The 21,022-nt window shown below is 43.6% G+C and carries 15 protein-coding genes; 1 reads left to right on the forward strand and 14 read right to left on the reverse strand.

The genetic code is table 11. The features are described 5' to 3' along the window. Positions 1-18: 18 nt before the first annotated feature. The 5 genes from V7S65_RS27000 to V7S65_RS27020 all read right to left on the reverse strand — a co-directional run bounded on the left by V7S65_RS27000 (position 19) and on the right by V7S65_RS27020 (position 6,125). Positions 19-246: an acyl carrier protein gene (locus tag V7S65_RS27000; protein WP_336388939.1), complete on the reverse strand. Its 228-nt coding sequence runs from the start codon at positions 244-246 to the stop codon at positions 19-21. A 16-nt stretch (positions 247-262) separates the two neighbouring features. Further along, on the reverse strand, positions 263-1,411 hold the full coding sequence (locus tag V7S65_RS27005) for a LegC family aminotransferase (RefSeq protein WP_336388938.1): 1,149 nt from the start codon (positions 1,409-1,411) through the stop codon (positions 263-265). An 11-nt stretch (positions 1,412-1,422) separates the two neighbouring features. Beyond that, positions 1,423-2,421, reverse strand: a complete 999-nt coding sequence (locus tag V7S65_RS27010) for an NAD-dependent 4,6-dehydratase LegB (RefSeq protein ID WP_336388937.1) — start codon at positions 2,419-2,421, stop codon at positions 1,423-1,425. 100 nt (positions 2,422-2,521) lie between these two features. Further along, positions 2,522-3,607, reverse strand: a complete 1,086-nt coding sequence (locus V7S65_RS27015; RefSeq protein ID WP_336388936.1) for a Wzz/FepE/Etk N-terminal domain-containing protein — start codon at positions 3,605-3,607, stop codon at positions 2,522-2,524. 46 nt (positions 3,608-3,653) lie between these two features. Beyond that, positions 3,654-6,125, reverse strand: a complete 2,472-nt coding sequence (locus tag V7S65_RS27020) for an SLBB domain-containing protein (protein WP_336388935.1) — start codon at positions 6,123-6,125, stop codon at positions 3,654-3,656. Positions 6,126-6,669: 544 nt separating this feature from the next. Here V7S65_RS27020 and V7S65_RS27025 point away from each other — a divergent pair. Further along, on the forward strand, positions 6,670-7,170 hold the full coding sequence (locus V7S65_RS27025) for an RNA polymerase sigma factor (RefSeq protein WP_079471159.1): 501 nt from the start codon (positions 6,670-6,672) through the stop codon (positions 7,168-7,170). A 64-nt stretch (positions 7,171-7,234) separates the two neighbouring features. Here the strand turns inward: V7S65_RS27025 and V7S65_RS27030 are convergent, their stop codons facing one another. The 9 genes from V7S65_RS27030 to V7S65_RS27070 form a co-directional block, all read right to left on the reverse strand. Continuing rightward, entirely contained in the window at positions 7,235-8,452 is a 1,218-nt protein-coding gene (locus V7S65_RS27030) for a sterol desaturase family protein (RefSeq protein ID WP_079471762.1), read from the reverse strand. 219 nt (positions 8,453-8,671) lie between these two features. Then, positions 8,672-10,084, reverse strand: coding sequence for an RtcB family protein (locus V7S65_RS27035; protein WP_336388934.1), 1,413 nt, complete (start codon positions 10,082-10,084; stop codon positions 8,672-8,674). 12 nt (positions 10,085-10,096) lie between these two features. After that, the gene (locus V7S65_RS27040) at positions 10,097-10,828 is read right to left on the reverse strand and encodes a hypothetical protein (protein ID WP_336388933.1); all 732 of its coding nucleotides are present in this window, start codon (positions 10,826-10,828) and stop codon (positions 10,097-10,099) included. Positions 10,829-10,927: 99 nt separating this feature from the next. Beyond that, a complete protein-coding gene (locus V7S65_RS27045) occupies positions 10,928-11,992 on the reverse strand; it encodes an AAA family ATPase (RefSeq protein WP_079471162.1) in 1,065 nt (354 codons plus the stop codon). Between the two features lie 843 nt (positions 11,993-12,835). Further along, entirely contained in the window at positions 12,836-13,402 is a 567-nt protein-coding gene (locus V7S65_RS27050; RefSeq protein WP_200817306.1) for a DinB family protein, read from the reverse strand. A 580-nt stretch (positions 13,403-13,982) separates the two neighbouring features. Next, complete coding sequence (locus V7S65_RS27055) at positions 13,983-15,065, reverse strand: PA0069 family radical SAM protein (RefSeq protein WP_079471164.1); 1,083 nt, start codon at positions 15,063-15,065, stop codon at positions 13,983-13,985. Positions 15,066-15,105: 40 nt separating this feature from the next. Further along, positions 15,106-16,887, reverse strand: a complete 1,782-nt coding sequence (locus tag V7S65_RS27060; RefSeq protein WP_336388932.1) for a MutS-related protein — start codon at positions 16,885-16,887, stop codon at positions 15,106-15,108. 103 nt (positions 16,888-16,990) lie between these two features. Further along, positions 16,991-18,421, reverse strand: coding sequence for a glycoside hydrolase family 125 protein (locus V7S65_RS27065; protein ID WP_079471166.1), 1,431 nt, complete (start codon positions 18,419-18,421; stop codon positions 16,991-16,993). A gap of 63 nt (positions 18,422-18,484) precedes the next feature. Then, positions 18,485-20,914: a bifunctional YncE family protein/alkaline phosphatase family protein gene (locus tag V7S65_RS27070; RefSeq protein WP_336388931.1), complete on the reverse strand. Its 2,430-nt coding sequence runs from the start codon at positions 20,912-20,914 to the stop codon at positions 18,485-18,487. Positions 20,915-21,022 lie beyond the last annotated feature (108 nt).

Here is a 21,022-nt window from a genome sequence, read left to right on the forward strand (position 1 = left end):
ATAAAATAGTAACCTGACTTACTTATTCTTAATGATGTTAAATAAATCCTCTACAGTGGTCGATTCTATAATGTCATTCCCAGAAACCTGCTTATTAAATTCTCTGTCAACCATTGCGATAATAACAAGGCTGGTCATTGAATCCCATTCTTCCAGTTCCCGGAAATTTGTATCTGCGGTGATTGTTCCCGGCTCAACATCTTCCAGTTGCTGTTCAAACTTTTCTAAAAAATCTTTTAATTCCATTTTTTTATATTTTATACTATAACCTCACACTACTTGGGATGTTAACAACCCTTTCTTCTAGCCAACTGGCATTTGTCAGGTCTCCTGACTGACAAGATTGATACATCGTTAATTTATTCATTAAAGTCCATATAGGCCGCGTCATTACTTTACGACTATTGCTGTCTTTAAGAAAATCCTGTTGCGCTTCTTTGTCTTTAAAAAGAATGGTATTCAACCAATAATTTGCAGTAGTAGAAGCCCGTTCTTCCACAAATTCTATATCGCTTCCCCTGAAAAAGTCTTTATAAATATTACTTAATGATCGCTTATTATCAATAAACAGTTCCAGTTGTTCCAGCTGTGCACAGGCTAACGCAGCATTGAGGTTAGGCATCCGGTAATTATACGCAATTTCATCATGTACAAACTCCCAGGGATGAGGGATTTTTGCGGTAGTGGATATATGCTTTGCGCGTTGTGCAATCTCTTCATTATTTGTAATGAGAGCTCCCCCGCCACCACAGGTGACCGTTTTATTGCCGTTGAAACTAAAAATGCCGATATCTCCGAATGTCCCTGTGTGCCTGCCTCCGATGTAACTACCAAGTGACTCAGCTGCATCTTCCACCAGAATAATGTTGTATGCAGTACAGATATCGGCTATTTCCTTTATTCTCAACGGGAATCCAAAAGTATGCATGGGCAGGCAGGCAGCAATACGTTTGCCCGTATGCCTGTTTATACATTTACCATCGTCTGCCAATATACAATTGGCTTCCACAAAAGCCTTTAGTGACGCCGGCGACATTCCCAGTGTATCTATGTCTACATCAACAAAGACCGGAACACCACCAGCATGGCTGATAGCGTTGGCAGTAGCAACAAATGTAAGCGGTTGCGTTATTACTTCATCTCCATGCTTAACACCAGCCAGTACCAATGCGAGATGCAAAGCTGTTGTTCCGTTAACAGTAGCTATTGCAAACTTGCCTCCGGTTATCTGTGCCATCATTTCCTCAAACCTGTTAACATACGCTCCTACTGAGGATACGAAAGTTGATTCAATTGTGTCCAGCACATACTTTTTCTCATTACCTCCAAAATACGGCGCATGCAAAGGAATAAAAGCCTCCTTCTCATTAAATGTATCTCTGATAAAATCAATAATTAGCTTCGATTCCATTCCCGTTGTTACTAAATATTATAAATATTAGCTTTGTAGCCACGCAAATTCTCCTCTTTCTTAAACCATTCGATGGTTTCCTGCAGTCCCTGCTCTAAACTGTATTGTTGCTTCCATGAGGTATGCAAGGTTATTTTTTCCCGTGATCCAAACAAACGGAATACCTCGCTCTTTGCAGGTCTCAAACGATCATCATCCTGTACTATACGGGCAGCAGGATTGATCAGCTTTATCAAGTTGTTCGCCAGCTCTTCCACACTGATTTCTGATTGTGTGGCGATATTACAATCCTGTCCGATAAGCTCAGCAGACTTTGCAATCTCAACAAAGCCATTTACCGTATCCTTTACAAATACAAGATCGCGGGTAGGTGTGAGGTCTCCCAACTTAATTTCAGTTTTGCCATTGAGCAGTTGACTGATAATGGTAGGAATAACAGCTCTTGCCGACTGCCGTGGTCCAAATGTATTAAATGGTCGTACTATCGTAACCGGAAGATTAAAACTCCTATAAAAAGATTCAGCAATGCAATCCGCCCCTATTTTCGATGCTGAATAGGGTGATTGTGGTTGTCTTGGGTGCTTTTCATCAATAGGAACATACTGTGCAGTACCATATACTTCAGAGGTTGAAGTAACTAATATCCTTTCAGTCCCCAGATCTCTTGCAGCCTGCAAAATATTCAATGTACCTTTTATGTTCGTATCAATATAGGAATCAGGGGAGTGATAACTAAAAGGAATCGCGATTAACGCTGCCAGGTGAAATACAATTTCCATGTCTTTCATTGCTGTCCGTACACCGTTTGCATCACGGATATCGCCAGAAAAAATCTCGATACGTGATAATGTGCTTTGCGGCAAAGTATCCAGCCAGCCCCAGCTATTAAAAGAATTATAGTATACAAATGCTTTCACGATGCATCCTTCATCTAATAATCTCTCAACCAGATGACTGCCTATAAATCCATCTGCTCCAGTTATCAGAACTTTTTTCCCTTTTAATTCCATATTATTTTATACCTATTAAGCAAGTTAACTTTTATTGAGCCCGCAGAACGCCAAAAGTCGCTGCCTGGGTGGCTCTGTTATTGATCTCAGTACATTAAACTCAACTCATTATTTCAAGATAAACTTTCTTCAACATAAGGAACATCACATATAAAAAGCCTCCGGCTATACCTCCAATGACCAATCCCATCAGCTTTCCGAATCTCTTTTTCTCCAATGGAAGAATAGGCTTGTCTACAATCTGTATCACAGGTGTTTCCTGTGCCATTGAGATTTTACTAAGTTCCAGGTTCTTAATTACTTCACCATACATCGTTTGTGAAACCATTTTGTTTCGCAAAGCCAGCTCCACACCAACGCCCGCCACCTGTTTTGCCGGATTGGTATTAAGATCCTGCGCTGCGGCTGCACTATAAGTTCTTTTGTTTAATAATGCTTCCAGTGAATCTGCCTGTAACTGCAGTCTGTCTACATTGGTTTTATTGCGTTTTGTCTTTGTATCTATATAGAAATTCGTTGCTTCTGCCACTAGCCTCTCCACAAATAGTTTTGAAAACCTTTCATCTTCAATCTGACATTTGACACTTATGAAATCAAGTTTCTTATCTGTTTTTTCTACTTTCAGATTTTTCGCAATAATGATATTCCCTATAATTTTCAATACGCTATCCTGTAGCAGGGAAAATTTATCTCTGTCAGCATGCAATGGATAATGAATATTGGCTAATTCAGGCACTTTAGCCCAATCTTCCCTTAATCCTTTAAACTCAAGATATCTGTCTGCCAAACTAATGTCCTTCCCATTACTGCTAATGCTTCCGGTCAATAAGGCCTTTTCAACCAGTAATTTTGATTTTAATAACTCCAGGATATTATCTCCACTAAAAGCACCACTCCCACTACCTCCCGAAATGTCCAAGCCAAACTGACTGGCAAGACCAAGATAAGAGGAACCCATTGAATTACTTTTACTATCTTCCAGCACAAATGTAAGTTCTGCAAGATATAGTGGCTTTTTCAGGTAGGAATAAAGAACACCCAGTCCACCACCAATTAACCCGAACAAAATGACCAGTAACTTCTTTTTCCAAACATATGCCGCTATGTCTTCTACTTTATGTATAAGCTCCTTAAGTGATATCCCTTCGGGTTCTCGTTTTTCCACATGCTGATTGGATGAATCCATGTAAATCTTACTTTATATTAACTTCCGAAAATTGGCTCACAAATCATTATTTAATTCTATCCAGGAGCGTAACAATCACCAATGCCACAGTCGCCAGTCCGGATAAGATCGCTATTGACCCCTGCGCGCTCAATCCTTTTTTCTCCTTTTTAGTAGGTACAAAAATTTCAGCCCCCGGCTTTACTTTTGGATACTTATTAAAGAATAGCACTTTACGGGTATTCTTAACTTCTCCGTTGGCATACACAATATAGCTCCTTCTTTTCAGCGCCATTCCGGTATAGCCGCCTGCCCCCCGTATGTAAGTAATAAATGATTGGTTATTATCAAAACGTATCTTTTTGGGGAAATAAACTTCTCCAAAAAGCTGTACTGTCTGCAGTTTTTTAGGGATTTTAAGCACATCCCCTTCTTCCAGCATCAGATCATATTTTGACTTAGGATTCTTTAAGATTTGATCCAGACTAATTCCCAATAGCTGATACTTACGCTGCGCAGCATCCAACATATTTGTTATATCTGAACTATCCTGCAGCTTATTGTAAAACATCTGAAGTTTATATGCAATGAGCGCACTATCACTGGTATTAATATATGTTTTGCGCAACAGTACTGCCCCCTCGGGAAACGCATCATCTCTCAGCCCGCCAGCTCTTGTCACCAGATCAGAAATACGTTCCTTTCTGTTAATAATCACATAGATACCGGGATACGCAACTTCTCCATCAACTTTTACATTGGATTGCTCACTATAAGTAGGCGATATGCGAATCATCACTTCATCAAACGGTTGTAAAAAAGTATTACCATCTTCTATCTCCCTGAGATCACTACTTACATCAACTTTCTCAATAATTGTTTTAACGGTATCCTTGGGATTATATACCCCTCCTCTCACTCTGCGAGCTATTTCAACATTCTTCATGGATGCTGCATCTTTAAAGCCTCCGGCCAGCAAAATCAGGTCCTGCAGCTTCATGCTATCCGCATAGGGATATTCTCCAACCCTGTTTACTTCTCCCCGTATGGTTACAAAGTAAGTTTGATGTAAATCGAGTTTTGAAAAGACAATCACACTATCTTCTTTCTTTAAAGGTATTACCGCTTTCCCGCTAACAACATCCTCTAAATTAAAACTGATAACAGACGGCGAAAAATCATCCTTCAATCTTTTGATAATCCCCCTGTTAAGGGAAGCATCCTCCTTTATTCCATCTGCCTTCTTTATCAAATCATTGATCGTCATCCCTGCTTCCAGACCATAGCTACCCGGATGAAATACGGCTCCCCCGATAGTCACACGATTACTAAACCTGTCAAGAATAGAATCGATAAAAAACTGGTCTCCGGATTTGAGCTTAAATCCGGCTACTTTGTCTTCCGGAATATTAACCACTTCCCGCTGCTTATTATTTACCCTGTACGCCGTAATATTTTCCCGGAACGATCCATCCGTAAATCCTCCCGCAAAATCAAGGATGTGTTGTAATGTCTCGTCTTCCTTTGCTTCAAAGATGCCAGGCCGTTTAACCTGTCCCAGCAGCTCTACCCTTGTTTTGTAAGGATTAACCTTTACAATATCCTGGTCCTGCAAAACAATATTATTTGTCAGATCGCCTCGTGTAATAAAATCATACAGATCAAATGTTGCTTTTACCTGGCCGTTACGAATCACTTGTATACTTCTGAAGGATCCATTTTCACTCGGCCCGCCCGAAACATATAAAGCATTGGCAATAGTCGCTAAAGAAGGTAATGTGTAGGTGCCGGGAGACGCAATGTCTCCAATCAACAACACATGTATGCTCCGGATATTCCCCAGCGAAATCTGAACAAAGGTTTTACCGGAATTTATGGTGGAGTAAATTGTTGACAACTGTTTAGTAATCCTTGTCCTTGCTTCCTCGATGGAAAGACCGTTTACATATACAGGTCCCAGATTGGGAATCCGGATATATCCTTCCGCATTAACCGTAAGGTTATATTGTACCTCCGAATAACCGTATATATCAATCATCAATTGATCATCTGTCGATAATCTATAATTTTGGGGAGTGGGCAAACGTAAATTAGGCTCAAACGTAAAATTCTTATTATTAAATAGTTCCGAGCCAAAAATCTTTCGCCGTTTAGCAGCAGCAGGATCTCCCTGATTCTGTCTGAAAAGATCTACGTTAGCTGTATCAATACTATTAAATGCTCTGGCCTTGTATTGCGTATGAGATTGTGCATCCTCCCCATTAAATTTTGTATCTAGAATTTTGTCCAGTCCCAGCTGTTGAATACGATTTACTAACTTATCAGTCTGATCTGAAGATATTCCTCTCTTACTGGCATAGTCCCCGATATCTCCCATCGTCATATTGTTTTGCTTCATTTCAGCAACAATATTACGGATCTGATTATCTGATAAATTATCAATATTTACTTGTTTAATTTGATCCGTTGACGGAACCTGGGCCATTACACAATAACCAATAAACAGGAACAGTTGAACCAGCAATAATTTTTTGAACATGTATTAATAGGATATAAACTTCTCTAATAATTTTGGACAATTAACCGGGATCAATCGGGTAATAACTACTAATCAAGGTGCAAATCTATTAAAAATAACATATAAATGTTAGTTCCGGCAGAATTCCTAACACTTTTGCACTGAAATCATTATGAACTATCTGTTGTATGTTTAAACATCTGACCAGGAGTTATGCGTGGCGGAGTGCAAATATGCATCCAAATATCACTCAGGGCCTATTTTTAAGATAATTATAATATATATTATTTTTTAATACAAAATAATAATATTTCAAAATCCTTTTGTTATTCTTTTACGTTAATGTATATAGAGAGTCACCTGTATTTACCTGTTTTAGAAAATTTGGATCACAACTTAAACTACCACCTGTTTTACCGATCTAAGTACTGGCATAAGACGAATTGCTTGAGAATCAATTAAAATAACGGAAAAAAATCATGTATTAACTGCCCCCAAGGCATCCTTAGAAAACGTCTTTTACCCCCTTTTTTGTTTAAATTAGTTAAGGCAAAACTTAAACATTATGTCGTCTGTTGAATTTAACACCTTGCTTGTCGGAAACGCTGATTTCCTGAAACCCTTTGCTTTTACACTCACCAAAGATGCCGAACAGGCAAAAGATCTTTATCAGGAAACCCTTTTCAGAGCCCTGTCCAACCGGGAAAAATACCTGGAAGGCACAAATATCCGCGCCTGGCTATTCACCATTATGCGGAATATCTTTATAAATCATTACCGGAAAAAATTGAAACATCGCACCGTCGCAGAACCCAGCGCCAGCGAATTCTTTATAAACCACCACCAGAATATAGTCAGCAATAAAGCGGCCTCTAACTTACAAATGAAAGATATCCATGTGGCAGTCTACCATCTGCCGGGTATCTTCAAGAAGCCATTTATGCTTTACTACGAGGGTTACAAATACTTCGAAATTGCCAATATGCTGAAAGAACCACTGGGCACCATCAAAAGCAGAATACACTTCGCCCGGAAAATTCTCAAATCACAGGTCCCCAGGCAATAATCCCCTACCAGTACCGGAAATCCCAACACGCAGCTATCCAGCCCAAAACGCCGGAACAGTATTGCTATGAACGGGGATAACCATACACCAGCCGCAGATAATGCTCTTTGAGGTGCGACTGGAAATAAAAAGCCGTAATCATTATAATAGCAGCTGCACAGAGAAATGCAGGATGAGGCCAAACATAATAACCCGCCAGGCAAAATACCAGGTAACGGGCATACTCCAGGTAAAAGACCCATTTCTTCTGCTCCATAATTGCTCCACAGTTGATCAGTGTAAGCAGGATCAGCAGGGTTACGCATACCTGTATAAATACCGGCACATAATGCTCCAGCAGCAGGAAGGAAAACAATACAATCAACGTGGCCACAATCTGCCACAACACATAATTAAATAGTTTGGGCGCTTCCGTGATATGAGGATTACGCAGCAGGAACTTTTCTTCCAGGATCTTCCGTGCCCCGGGATCTACATTATCCGGTTTACCAAAAACGATCCGCAACTTGTTCCTCCAGCCTTTCGCCTGCCGGGCGGAATACAACATCTCCAGGATAAAGTGGAAATGCTGCCATAAAAAGCTATTACTTTCCAATGGCTTGGTTAAACCATACACCGGCTCCTCTTCTTCCTTTACAAAAGTGCCAAATAATTTATCCCATATTATAAATACATCCCCGTAATTCTTATCAAGGTATTGTGGATTGCTCGCATGATGCACCCGGTGATGCGAAGGCGTTACCAATATATATTCCAGTATCCCCAGCTTGCCAATAGTGCGCGTGTGAATAAAAAAAGGATACAATCCATGCACCAGCAGCATACTGGTAATCATGGCAGGAGGAAATCCGATCACCGGAAGTATGGCCCAGAAACCGGTACGTATGAAAGCCTGGAACACCGTAATCCGCGCAGATACCGTGTAATTGAATTCCTCACTCTGATGATGCACCACATGCGCACACCAGAACACGGTCACTTCATGCGCCAGCCGGTGATACCAGTACCAGATAAAATCCGTACAGATCAGCAACGCCACCCATAACAATACACTGGATTTAATATCAAAAATGGCAAAATGACGATACAGGTAGTCGTATACAAAATAAAAAAGACCTACTGTAAACATATCCAGTAAGCGCTCTGCAATACCCACACTCAGGTTGGTAATAGAATCATTAAACTTGAAATAAGTCTTTCCGTTTTTTCGCGCCACCAGGTATTCTAACCCAATAAAAGTCAGGAAAAAAGGAACTGCCAATGCCAGGTAGTTTAAATGCACTTGATATAATTTAAAATCCGGAAATCCAAATAGTAAGACATAGGCTAATACACGGTGCCAGCCCATGCATAGGTTTATTGGTAAAAACTGGTGGTGGTAAATTACCACAATGATAAGGAATAAAATTTAATTATCCTACTATTTTAATAGACTAATAAAAACGAAAGGCGGAAACAACTTTCGCCGTTATCCGCCTTCGCTTCATTGCATATATTTTTATCAGTCTTCCGGAGGTCCGCCATCAGCCATCCGCACCACTTTGGGCACAAACTGACCAATCACTTCCACCAGCGCTGTTTGTGCCGCCATTACCGTATCAATATTTTTATACGCACCTGGCGCTTCGTCTAATCCACCTCCAATCAGTGTTACACCATGTTCCTGTAACTGCTGTTTCAACACTTCGTTAGTGATAGATGACTTTGCCTTCGTACGCGACATTAATCTTCCGGCGCCATGCGAAGCCGATTGTAAACTACCCTCTTCACCCTTTCCACGCACAATGAATCCCGGCGCTGTCATGGATCCGGGGATTATCCCCAGTACTCCCTTTCCGGCCGGTGTTGCCCCTTTCCGGTGTACAATCACTTCTTTCCCCTGGTACATTTCTTTCCAGGCAAAATTATGATGATTCTCCACCCTTGCCAGCAAAGTAGCGCCCATCGCATTAATCAGCCGTTTGTGAATCAGGTGGTGACAGGCAGACGCATAGTCACCCGCCAGGTTCATCGCCAGCCAGTACTCCTGCCCTTCCTCCGTATCCAGATCCAGGTAAGCCAGGTGCTTTGCATGTTCCGGTAACGGGCAGATCTCTTTTGCAAGCTGCGTATAATGCCCTGCTATCTGCGCACCCATTCCACGCGAACCGGAATGGGATAATAACGCCACATACTCACCGGGCGCCAGCTGCCATTCATTCTGCGGATCAGTAATTGTTGCAATTCCCCATTCCACGAAATGGTTGCCGGAACCGGATGTTCCAAGCTGACCCGCCGCCTTATCAAACAGGTTCTTAACAAACTTTATCTCCTTAAATTCACTTCTCTCCAGCACCGGGTCCGCCTCCCGTTTCTTCCACTCCGCACCGGCGCCGAATTTGGTGAAGGTCATCAGCTGCTTTGTATACGACGTTTCGTTCATTAACAACGTTTGCACCGGCAAATCCAGTACGCTCAAACACATACGGCAACCAATATCCACGCCTACGCCGTATGGTATCACCGCGTTATCTGCGGCCAATACACCGCCTATCGGTAATCCATATCCCTGGTGGGCATCCGGCATTAAGGAACCAGCAACGGCAACGGGTAAACGAACAGCGTTATTCAACTGCTTCACCGCGCCTTCTTCTATATATGATTCTCCGTAAACGGAATAAGGCACAGGCGTTTCACGCAAGGCAATCACTGCCGGCGCAGCAGGAACCAGCAGTTCCTGTGCTATTTCGCCCAGTATGGCGTCATCTGCATATGCGGCAGGATCCGCCAGTACTTTGGTTAACAACGCAATTGCTTCTTCTTCCGTATAGTGTCCGTAATGTTTTTCTATAACATCCATAGCTATACGAAAAACAGGGCTTTGGGGGTAACCTATCTCCAGTAATTTTTTACCATTGATTTTTAAACTTGACATAAAGGGTTAATTTTATTCGTACCATTCTTCCTGCAGCAGCTGCTGCAGGGTATACTGCTTAAATTGATATTTTATCTTATACTCCGGCAACCATTTTCTCCAGCCGGACTGCCTGCTCCTGGTAAGGCTCCATATCTTAGGTTCCAGCTGATTCCGCTTCAGAAAATTATCCAGCTGATCTATCTCAGAACGCAGCTCCGGCGCCGTTACCCGCTGTTTGGTGATCATATTGGGACGAACCTGTAATACAAATCTCCAGGGTTCTTTTACAACAAAATACTTAATCTGATCAATACCGTTTTTACAATAACGTACCCGTTCTTCAAAACAATTCCTCTCTTTTGGGGTGAGTTTCATTTTCTTAAAATGATAATCCACGGGTTGCAACAATTGCTGTTCTCTCAGCACATGTATCTTCCTCCCTCTCCTTCGTTTTTTAACCTTAAAATCTTTACGGTGACTATAATCATACGTATTGATTTTTTTTAACAGCTCCTGGAAAAATTCACCATCCCGGCTTCTGGCCACGTCCTCCCGTAAAACAAAGCAACGCTTGTAACCTTTCATTACCGGTGGATCCAGCTCTGTATAGCCCCGCTGATTCCATGCCCGCCACAATTCCTTTTTCTTTCTGTCGTATTGCAGTAGTTGTTTGTCGTATTGTTTAAGCGCATCGCGCTTTCTGCGCCTGCACGTTCTTATCCGTGAGGCAGCCATATAATTTTCGATTTCCTGATTGTCCATAATCAGTAATTAAATTTTCAATATTGTTTACGCTGCTGATATATATGGACAATTGATTTCTTTTCATTTTTATTAATTTTTTAAGATGAATAAATAATATTACGCGATCTCTTCCAGCATTTCCCGCCTGAACCCGATCACATGTTGCCTGGTTTCAAAAGAAGGCTCATGCTGATTTGCAATTTCTGCAATGGTCATCGCCTTGTTGATCACCGTATCAAAACCCATGTGTTTTGATAACGCCTGTGCTTTAGCGGCAGACAAACGTTTGAACTCATACTTTGCGATCAGCCTGCCTTTGCGTAGCAAGGCACTGTCGATAGCAGATAAATCACTGTTGAAAGAACATACCAGTTGTATATTCAAACAATCTGCCAGTAATCCATCCGACAGGTTCAGCAGGTTGGAAACGGAGGAGTTTCCGGAAAACTTACGATCCATTATTACATTTTCGGCATCTTCAATGATCACCACGCAATTGGGATTATCGATCAGCAGCTCCATGAACTCAGGATTCATAATGTTGTTCGCCAGGTCCGGTGAAACAAAAAGCACGCGCTTTTTTATCCGGCCTATCAGGTAACGCAGGTAGGTAGTTTTACCTGTTCCAGGCAAGCCATGCAGCAACACGATCCCCTTGTCTTTATCCTTCTTCAGCCGCTGTTGTATCACCTTATCTATCTCCTTAAAATCATCTTCATAAAACTTACCTATATCCAGCTTGGTGCGTTTTATTTCCAGGCTCTTCAGCTCCAGTCCTTTACGTCCGCTGGTGATCAGGTTAATTTCATGCGGCTCCCTGCGTTGTTTCTCTTTATATCGTGTAGCCATTTCCGTTACTTCAGATACAAATGCAGGAATAGTGCCGTTGTGCAATATCTCACACCACGATTGCCAGAACGCCACCACGCTGTTATTATTCAGTACAAACAGCGTCTGGTTATGTTTATACTTTTTCTTTTTATTATCGTAATCAGTATAGCGGTGTGTATGCACAATCATACTTTCATATTTCTTCGCAAAAGCAGCGGCGGCTTTATCACCATCTACTTCATAAATGTTATTGATATCGGGAATAGCATTAAAATTAACAGTATATACTCCCTTCGGGGCAAAATGTTCGCCGTCTGTTATATCGATGTTATTATTAACTATATGCTCCATATTTCTTGATCTCTTTAATGTGATTGCCTCCTGATGATAAAGATTTCCCGGAACCAGGCCGGTCCCGGGTAAATCGTATTTATCATGGGGTAAATTACAGGTTATCCTTCTGATAACCTGATGATAAGGGGTTAAAAATGCAAACAGAGACGAAAAAAAATATCTTAAAAAGGAGATGAAAGCGGAGCAGGATTACTCCGCCTGCCTGTTTTTTATGTACCTCTTCAAATAATCTTTATACTGCCGCATAAAAAAACCCGGTCTGTTTAAAACGGACCGGGTCATATAACGTTAACGCATACACTACGTTAAGACATACCTCGTCCGTTTAGCATTAATTGAATTAATGCTATCTCTAAACCATTTGCTGCGGCGGATTTGAATCCGTTCTGTTATTTCCGGTAAACTCATCATTTCAATAAATCGATAACAAAAAAGCCCGGATCCAAAGACCCGGGCTTCTGTTATACTTACAAATATTTTTTATCTACCTGTAACCATAAAACGCCCGGAATCCGCGGCCATCTTGCCCGAGGCAGGATGTTGCGTTGTCCATATGTAGATTAATGCGTTTCATGTTTATCAATTTGTTTTATTATCAATTTTAACGATGCAAAGATAACAGGATATATTTTGAATTTGCAAATTTTTAACAAAATATTTTCAACTATTTTATTTATGCTTTCTTAAACAACACTTTCTGATTTTCAAAATCCGCGGCTGCATCTATGACCTGGAGCAGGTGTGCAAAATACAAGAGCACTAAAAAGCCGGAAGTCTTTTCACTTCCGGCTGTAGTTATGATCAGGATTAACAAAAACAGATGGTGGTGGTCGACCTAAGTTATATTAACACCGCGCTTTCTTCGAATTCCTTCTGAAGACGCTGCATCTGGCGGATATGCCGCTCAATATGCTTGGTGAGGAAATAGATGTACTGATAGATATCCAGCTTACCCAGCTGATTCACAGACATATTTGTAAATACCAGCACTCCTTCGCCGTTTTTCAGTAAAGACAGGTTGTACATGCACTGTGCATACTGTTGCTTCAGGAGGGCTTTTACTTCCTGCATATTTTTAAGTCCGGTAGGTTCCATATGTTCGGGTCTTACCCAACCAAAGGATTTACTGCCGATGACGTCTATCTGTTCTAATTTATTGGCATAATCTGCCGGGAGTATCACGGAGTGTCCGGTTTTCTTACGTTCCAGCGCACGGCGGGTACTCTTATTGATGATCAGCAGCAAAAAGTAATTGGTGAGCGTAATATGCTCCAATACTTCCCGTATGCTCCATTGATCACGGTCTGGTTTGAAATCCAGTAATGCCGGTTCTTTTTCAAACCACTGATCCAACTCCCTGAAATTGGTGAGTAAGGCCTCTCTTACAACTTGAATAACGTTTCTCATCATCTAACGTTTTTGGGATTATGCACTTTACTTTTTTGCTAATCAAACGGGTTAGCGCATAACATCTTTGAATAAATACTTTGTTTGCCATTTTTATGCCGGATTTGGCCACAAAAAAACCCGGCCGTATTTACGGACCGGGATAAATAATGTAGAGGGTTATCTCACATTACCGCATACCTTGTCCGTATGGCCTTTTTAAGGCAAGACCATTCCGTTTACACCATGAGGTGTATTTTTTTTGCATTACAGTTATCGCTTGAAATTCTTTCAATGTCGTCATTTCATTACTGCTTCAAAAGCAAAAAGTCCCACACTTTTCTCTAGTGCGGGACTCTTGTTTATATCGTTTGATAACTTTTTCTATCGTTAACAATCGGTGCAACATGCCCGCATTCCGGCCTTGACCTGCTTGTGTTGGCAGGCCATCGCTGAAATCTCGTATGTTGATATAAGTTGCACAGTTATTTTTGTTCTTGAAGCAAAGGTAATTTTTATTTTTTTTATTACACAAAAAAACACCCTACTTTTTTCCTAGACTTAACAATTAGTTTAAAGTGCAACCAAATCTCATTGATTATCAGAACAGACTTAATTGTGAATTGGGCCGGCGGAAGGCTGCTGTATTGAATTCGAAGCGTTCCTGATTCAACCCGTTCTTCTTTGTATGAATTTTAAACTGCTGCTTTATCAGGTCTGCGATGTTACCTTCTCCCCTCATTCTCCGCCCAAAATCGCTGTCATTCACCTTTCCACCGTGCATACTTTCTATATGATGCCATACTTTGTCCGCCCGGTCGGGGAAGTTTTTATAGAGCCAGTCGTTGAAAATGACCTTCACCGCGTCATTGAGCCTCACCACCGTATACCCTGCATACTTAGCCCCATTGGCCGCTGCAGCTTCCAGCAGGCGGGGAATTTCATGGTCATTGAGTCCGGGGATAAGCGGGGCTGTCATAACGCCAACGGGTATACCAAGATCACTCAGCTCCTTCACTACCTTCAGCCGTTGCGCCGCCGTGGCAGTGCGGGGTTCCATTTTTTGCCGCAGGTCTTCCTGGAGGGTGGTCACAGACAGGTACACGCACACCAGGTTCTCCTGCGCCAGCTGCTGTAACAGGTAACGATCCCGCAATACCAGTGAGTTTTTTGTGATGATGCCTACCGGCTGTTTGTATTCCAGCGCTACTTCCAGCAGCTGCCGGGTGAGCCACATCTTACGCTCTACCGGCTGATAGCAGTCCGTATTCCCCGAAAGGGAAATCGGCTTGGGATCCCATTTCTTATTATCCAGGAACCTGCGCAGCAGTTCCGGGGCGTTATGTTTTACAATAATCTTTCTCTCAAAATCCAAACCCGCACTCAAACCCCAATACTGGTGGGTGTTACGGGCATAACAGTAAATGCAACCATGCTCGCAGCCCTGGTAGGGATTCATGGAGTACCACATTCCCACATCGGGACTATCCACCTTATTGACGAGGTTTTTAGCATGTTCTTCAAACACCTGGGTAGGTACATCTGCCTGCCACCATTCATCAATACCTTCTGCATGCTCCTGCGCATATTCGTCTGCCAGGTATTTATTCTTTGGATTAATCTGTGCTCCGCGCCCTTTATAGTATGGATTTTCCGGTGCGCCCTCCTGGAATGGCAAAGTCATAGACTAAATATTTTAGTAAAAATACTAAAATATTTAGGATTTAAATAATTTCCATTTGCTTCATCAGGAAAGTGGCGTTTTTATTCCGGGCAATGCCCACCCGGATGCGGTAATCGAAGAAGAGGTGATTGTCCTGTATGGTACTTTCAAAGCAGTAGTTCCTGATCTGACCCGGATAGGCCGCTTCCAGTTGCCCCAGCTCCAGGTCGTGCGTGGCAATCATGCCCAGGCAGTTATATTGCAGGAAATGCTCTATCAGGCTACGGGAGCCCGACAATTTATCTTCAGAATTGGTGCCTTTGAGAATTTCATCTAACAAAATAAATACCCGCGCACCGGTTTTCAGGTGACGGATAATATGTTGTAACCGCAGCAACTCCGCCTGGAAATAAGAGGTGTGGCTGGCGATAGAATCCTTGATACGCATGGAAGTCATGATACGCATAGGGCTGAACACAAAACGGTCTGCACACACCGGTGCGCCGCACATGGCCAGCAACAGGTTGGAACCTACGCTCCGCAGGAAGGTACTTTTACCGGACATATTAGACCCGGTAATGATCAGGAAATGATCCTTGCTGCCGGCGGCGCCATCATTCTTCACGCATTCGCTGGCCGGGATCAGGGGATGCCCCAGCTCCGTAGCCTCCAGGATGCGGCCTTCTGCCTGCGGCGCAGGCCACGAAAATTCCGGATGATTAAAGGCATAAGTAGCCAGGCTATTCCACACTTCCAGCTGGGTAATCACATCAAACCACCGGGTGATGTGCTGCTTATGCTGCTTTTTCCATCGTTCCAAACGCAGGATGCAATGGAGATCATACAGCATCAGGGAATTGAGCCCCAGCCCCACCAAAAGGTTCAGCCGCTGATCAAATGCACTGCATACTTTAGATAACTGCCGCAGTGCCACATCGGCTTCTTTGGCCATATCCTGCTGCTGTTGCAGTAAAGCGGATTTTTTGAAACTGCCGTTTTTTATAAGATGTAATAAGATAGAGAACTTATCCAGTATCCGTTCTTTGTGGGAAATCAGGACATATTGCGCCATGATCTTTTTCTGACTGCCGCCCAGCAGCAACCAGTTCAACATAATCAGTATTAACAACGGGTAATACTTACCGGTGGTGGCATACACCACAATGGAGCCGGTTACCAGCAAAGGACTCAGCCAGATAACCACATTTATAAATTTGTTGTGCAGAAAATGGAAAGGCATTTCCAGCCAAGCGCTGATTTCCCTGCGATCGCTTTCTTCCTCTTTTGCCAGCGTGGCATTAGCGGTGAGCAACTGCCGGAACTCCAGTTCCGGTGTAAGCACCTGCAAAGCCTCCTGTGTGGCCAGTATAGCAGGAGCTTCTTCCAGCGGGTTTCTCAATGCGGCGGCCAGCTGCCGCTTGCCGGACAAAGTACCCGTGCGGTTAATATGCTGAAAAATAGAAGACGGCCCGAAAACATCCAGGTCGCTGCTGAAATCATGCTTGTCGTCCACAAACTCATTTCCATCGTTAAAGGCCGATTGCCAGGTAGTTACTACCTGCAATTCCTTCTCATTCAGCTCCAGCAGGGATTTAAAGAGCTGCAGCTTCTGCTGTGCCTTTGAATACAACACCAGTAATACTATAAACGCAATCATGCCGGCAGCTGTAACCAGCAACCACGGCGCCTCCCAGCCGCTCCGGATAAAAAACACGATGCCGGCTACTATCGCCAGGAAACAGATCAGCCGGGCCCACGACAGGCTGGCGGTTAACCGCTTCTCTTTTTTTATCGCTTCCCGGAACTGGTGGATCCTTTGTTGGTACGTATCTGCTGGTGTCATTTATCTGGTATTTATAACAAAAAAAATCAGGGATTTCATGGTGTATGTTCACAATATATTGAACATAAACCACAAAACCCCTGGTATGGACATTCCGGATTATCTATGCGTATTGTCTCTTCAACAGATCAGGATACTCCTGACTTACTTTCAGGATCAGCTCTCCAAAAAGTGTATTCACCCAGGCAAACCACGGACGGGTAAACTTCGACGGATCATCTTTATGATAAGATTCATGAATAAACCCGGTTTCACCATCGGTATTGCGTAAGGTTTTAATACAGGAAGCTATTTCCTCCTTATCATGACTGGTTAAAGCTCTCATGATAATGCTCATCGGCCAGATATAGTCGTTACCGGTATGTGGACTGCCTACCCCATCACCATATTTGCCCCTGTAAAACCAGGGCTGGAAATTGCTCCATACAAAGTGGCGGGAAGCCTGGTACAACGGATCATCAATGCCGGTATAGCCCAGGTAAGGAATAGACAGGAGACTGGGCACATTGGTATCGTCAAGGAATAAACGGTTACCGAAACCATCTACCTCGAAACCATACATCATGCCCAGCTTGGGATGTTCCACAATAGCATGGGCCTTAATAGCGCGGTCCACTTCATCTGCCAGCGCAATACATTCATGTGCAAAGGCTGCATCTTTATAAATAGTTTCGCTGATTTCCGCCAGCTGACGCAGAGATACTACGGCAAACATATTGGATGGAATCAGGAAAGGAAATACCGTAGCATCATCAGATGGACGGAAAATAGAAACGATCAGTCCTACCGGGGAAATGGGATTACCCCAGCCTCCATTGGCAACGGTATCTGACTGTACGGGTGAATTGCGCTGAAATTTATAAGGACCGTGGCCGTCTTTACGTTGCTGTTCCTTAAATGTTTTCACGATGAGCTGAGCGGCCTGTTTGTATTTATCATCAAAGGGCGTATTGTCACCGCTGATCTTCCAGTAGTTATAAGACAGGCGAACCGGGTAGCACAGGGAATCAATTTCCCATTTGCGTTCATGCAGTTCAGGCTTCATGGTGGTCAGATCCTTATCCCATTCGCTGCCGGTAGGCCCTTCATTGAAGGCATTGGCATACGGATCAATGAGGATACATTTTGTTTGACGGTTGATGACGCCTACCACCATTTCTTTCAGTTTTGCATCATCCTTTACCAGTGGCAGGTAAGGCCACACCTGGGCAGAGGAGTCGCGCAGCCACATGGCGTTGATATCGCCGGTGATCACGAAAGTATCGGGCCGGCCGTTTTCTTTCTTAAAATTAACCGTTGTGTCGAGCGTATTAGGGAAACAGTTTTCGAACAGCCATCCCAATTTGGTATCCGCAATCTGGGATTTCACCTTTATAATTGTCTTTTCCACCGCCTCACTGGTGAATTTCCGCTTTGCCAGGGGCGGACGTTGGGAGGTATACCCATTCCAGCCAAATACTGTTTTGGGCAATCCAAGCCCAACAACGCCTGCTACCAGGGCGCTGTTCTTAAGAAAATCTCTCCTTGCAACCATAACGTTTTTGAATTTAGGAAACCCTAAAATAGAAAAGTTTTGTGGATTTGCTTAATCGATTTATCAATCGTCCTCATCTTCAGCGGCCTGCAACTTCACAAAAGCGCTTCTTCTGGGCGCCGGCATCACTGCCTGCTCGCCACGAATGGCCTTCCACACTACCTCATTCAGCTCCAGGTCCGGCACCCTGTCTTCATGTGCCAGGTCGAAGCTGGCAGACCGGCGGGCACTTTCATTCCAGGCAGTATTTCTTTCGTTGATATCCACATTCGCAGGTAATACCGTGTACGGCCGGAGATCGGGCGTAGCTGAAAATAATTCCCACATCGGAGTAGCAGCAGCATCGTACTGGCTCATAGGCGGCAAACCCAGGATCAGCTCCATTGTACGCAGCATGCCGGACGTGGAGTACATTGTATGATTTACGGTATTTCTTTTTACATACGGGCTGATCACATAAGCAGGAGAACGATGTGCATCCACATGATCAGGTCCATTCTGTGCGTCATCTTCCAGTATAAAAATGGCGCTCTCCTTCCATATTTTACTATGGGAGATGTATTCCACCAGCCGGCCCACTGCCAGATCATTGTCGGCCACAGAGGCATAAGGCGAATAGGCGCCCTTCCGCATACCGCTGGTATGATCATTCCCTAAACGGATGCTGTTAAAATGCGGCACAGCATCTATCGCCAGCAACGAATCGAAATCACGCTGCCAGATCTGTTGCCGCGCAACATCCTGTATGGTAAGATCGAATGAAGGATAGTCAGTGCAGAAATACTTTTCCAGCGATTTCAGCGTCGCCTTTCCTTTCCCCGCAAACTCGCCGTAGGTGCGGTAGCTAACACCGGCGCGCTGACAGTAATCCCAAATGAATCCTTTCTCCGGGTAAGCCACCTTGCGGCTGCCTTCATAGTCATAAGTACCACCCCGGCCACCGTAGCTGGTGGGCCACGTTTTTTCCACATAATCGGTGGCATAGGCTGCCATGCTCCAGTTATGCCCGTCGGCGCTTACTTCTGCATCTACATAAAAATTATCCAGCAATACAAAATCATTGGACAAACGATGCTGGTTCGGCGTAATGCGATCCGGGAAAATACATAAGCTGCTGTCGCCGTTGCCATGCGGCATATCACCTAACACCTGGTCATAAGTACGGTTTTCCTTGATGATATAAAATACATACTTAATGGGAGATGATTGCCCTGCAGCTCGTGGAATAGGATTCCCCGCTTCTCCGGCAGCATGCTGTTCTTTCTCTTTTGTGTAAGGCGTATTCTCATACACCTGTTTGGACCAGCGGCCCAGCAGCACTTCCCCGGGTTCGTTGAACATCGACAGCGTGCCTTTGAATAAACCGGCGATATACTGCACCGGCCTATCCTTACGGGTATTAGCCAGGTGTGATCCGCTTTCATCCTTCCTGCTCACCGGGTTGGGGCCTTCCGGGTTGGCCATAGAAGTAAAGCCCTTGCCATTGGCCACAAATAATTTTTTGCCAATCCTTCTTACACAGGTAGGATACCAACCCACCGGGATAAATCCCTCCGATCTGCTCTTTCCCGGTGTTTCCACATCAAAAACCGCCAGGCAGTTATTATCTGCATTGGCAATATAAAGCGTGTTGTTATTGGCAGATAATGCCAGGCCGTTAGTAGTGGACCCAGCCGGCGCATCCGGATACAAGGCCGTTTGCAGCGATTCAATAACCCGTTGACCGGCAGTGCTGATCACCGATACCGAATTGTCATTGGCATTGGCTACGTATAAATATTTTCCGTTGGCAGACAAAATCATTTCGTTAGGATGACTGCCCGTTTTGATAGTATTGGTAATTTTATTGGAGGCGACATCAAATACCGCCACCGCATCGCCTCCCCAAAGAGAGATGTATAACAGGTTCCTGTTTTTAGATAAAGTAACGGTGTATGCTTCCGCTCCCAGCGCCACTTTGCTGATTACTTTATTTGTGAGCAGATCAATAATATATAAACTGTTGTCTTCTTTAGTTGCTACGTATAGCCGGTTACGTGAGTAGTCGATAGCCATCCCGGTAGGACAGATTTTTTCTTTTGGCCACGACAATCCCAACCGGATACTATCTGTTACCAGTAATTTATTATTGCTGATAGTATACTGCCATATTACGTTATCATTGGCGCCGGAAGCATACAGTTTCTTTTCGTCCCTGCTGAATGCAAGTCCCAGCCAGGCTTTGGGGACACTCACTTCATCGAGTACCATCTCCTTTCCGGCATCTATCAGCTGTATGGTTTGTTTGCTTTGACCATTGTTGGTAACCGCTATCAGTTTTTCTGACGGCGATACCACCATATTCAGGGGTAAATCCCCCAGTGGCAACGAATGCCCCACCGGCGTTAAAGCCCAGCCATTGGGCAGCAACACCCGCTTTGCCGCGGTATCTGCTGTTTGGGCATTTGCCTGCAAAGCGCCCAGTAAAGCCAAACCAACAAGTATTCTTTTCATAGTAATTCCGATAAGTGAAGCTGTAAAAATAGGACAGACAGACCCGGCTGATAACGGCCATCAAAAAGGTAATACTAATATAATACAAAAAGCCTGTATCAGCTATTG

Source organism: Chitinophaga sp. CCNWYY40 (genome assembly GCF_037483205.1).
Lineage (GTDB): Bacteria > Bacteroidota > Bacteroidia > Chitinophagales > Chitinophagaceae > Chitinophaga > Chitinophaga ginsengisegetis.

Coding starts and splice junctions, on each gene's coding strand:
- V7S65_RS27000 (WP_336388939.1), bottom strand. CDS start 246: ATGGAATTAAAAGATTTTTTAGAAAAGTTTGAACAGCAACTGGAAGAT.
- V7S65_RS27005 (WP_336388938.1), bottom strand. CDS start 1,411: ATGGAATCGAAGCTAATTATTGATTTTATCAGAGATACATTTAATGAG.
- V7S65_RS27010 (WP_336388937.1), bottom strand. CDS start 2,421: ATGGAATTAAAAGGGAAAAAAGTTCTGATAACTGGAGCAGATGGATTT.
- V7S65_RS27015 (WP_336388936.1), bottom strand. CDS start 3,607: ATGGATTCATCCAATCAGCATGTGGAAAAACGAGAACCCGAAGGGATA.
- V7S65_RS27020 (WP_336388935.1), bottom strand. CDS start 6,125: ATGTTCAAAAAATTATTGCTGGTTCAACTGTTCCTGTTTATTGGTTAT.
- V7S65_RS27025 (WP_079471159.1), top strand. CDS start 6,670: ATGTCGTCTGTTGAATTTAACACCTTGCTTGTCGGAAACGCTGATTTC.
- V7S65_RS27035 (WP_336388934.1), bottom strand. CDS start 10,084: ATGTCAAGTTTAAAAATCAATGGTAAAAAATTACTGGAGATAGGTTAC.
- V7S65_RS27040 (WP_336388933.1), bottom strand. CDS start 10,828: ATGGACAATCAGGAAATCGAAAATTATATGGCTGCCTCACGGATAAGA.
- V7S65_RS27045 (WP_079471162.1), bottom strand. CDS start 11,992: ATGGAGCATATAGTTAATAATAACATCGATATAACAGACGGCGAACAT.
- V7S65_RS27050 (WP_200817306.1), bottom strand. CDS start 13,402: ATGAGAAACGTTATTCAAGTTGTAAGAGAGGCCTTACTCACCAATTTC.
- V7S65_RS27055 (WP_079471164.1), bottom strand. CDS start 15,065: ATGACTTTGCCATTCCAGGAGGGCGCACCGGAAAATCCATACTATAAA.
- V7S65_RS27060 (WP_336388932.1), bottom strand. CDS start 16,887: ATGACACCAGCAGATACGTACCAACAAAGGATCCACCAGTTCCGGGAA.
- V7S65_RS27065 (WP_079471166.1), bottom strand. CDS start 18,421: ATGGTTGCAAGGAGAGATTTTCTTAAGAACAGCGCCCTGGTAGCAGGC.
- V7S65_RS27070 (WP_336388931.1), bottom strand. CDS start 20,914: ATGAAAAGAATACTTGTTGGTTTGGCTTTACTGGGCGCTTTGCAGGCA.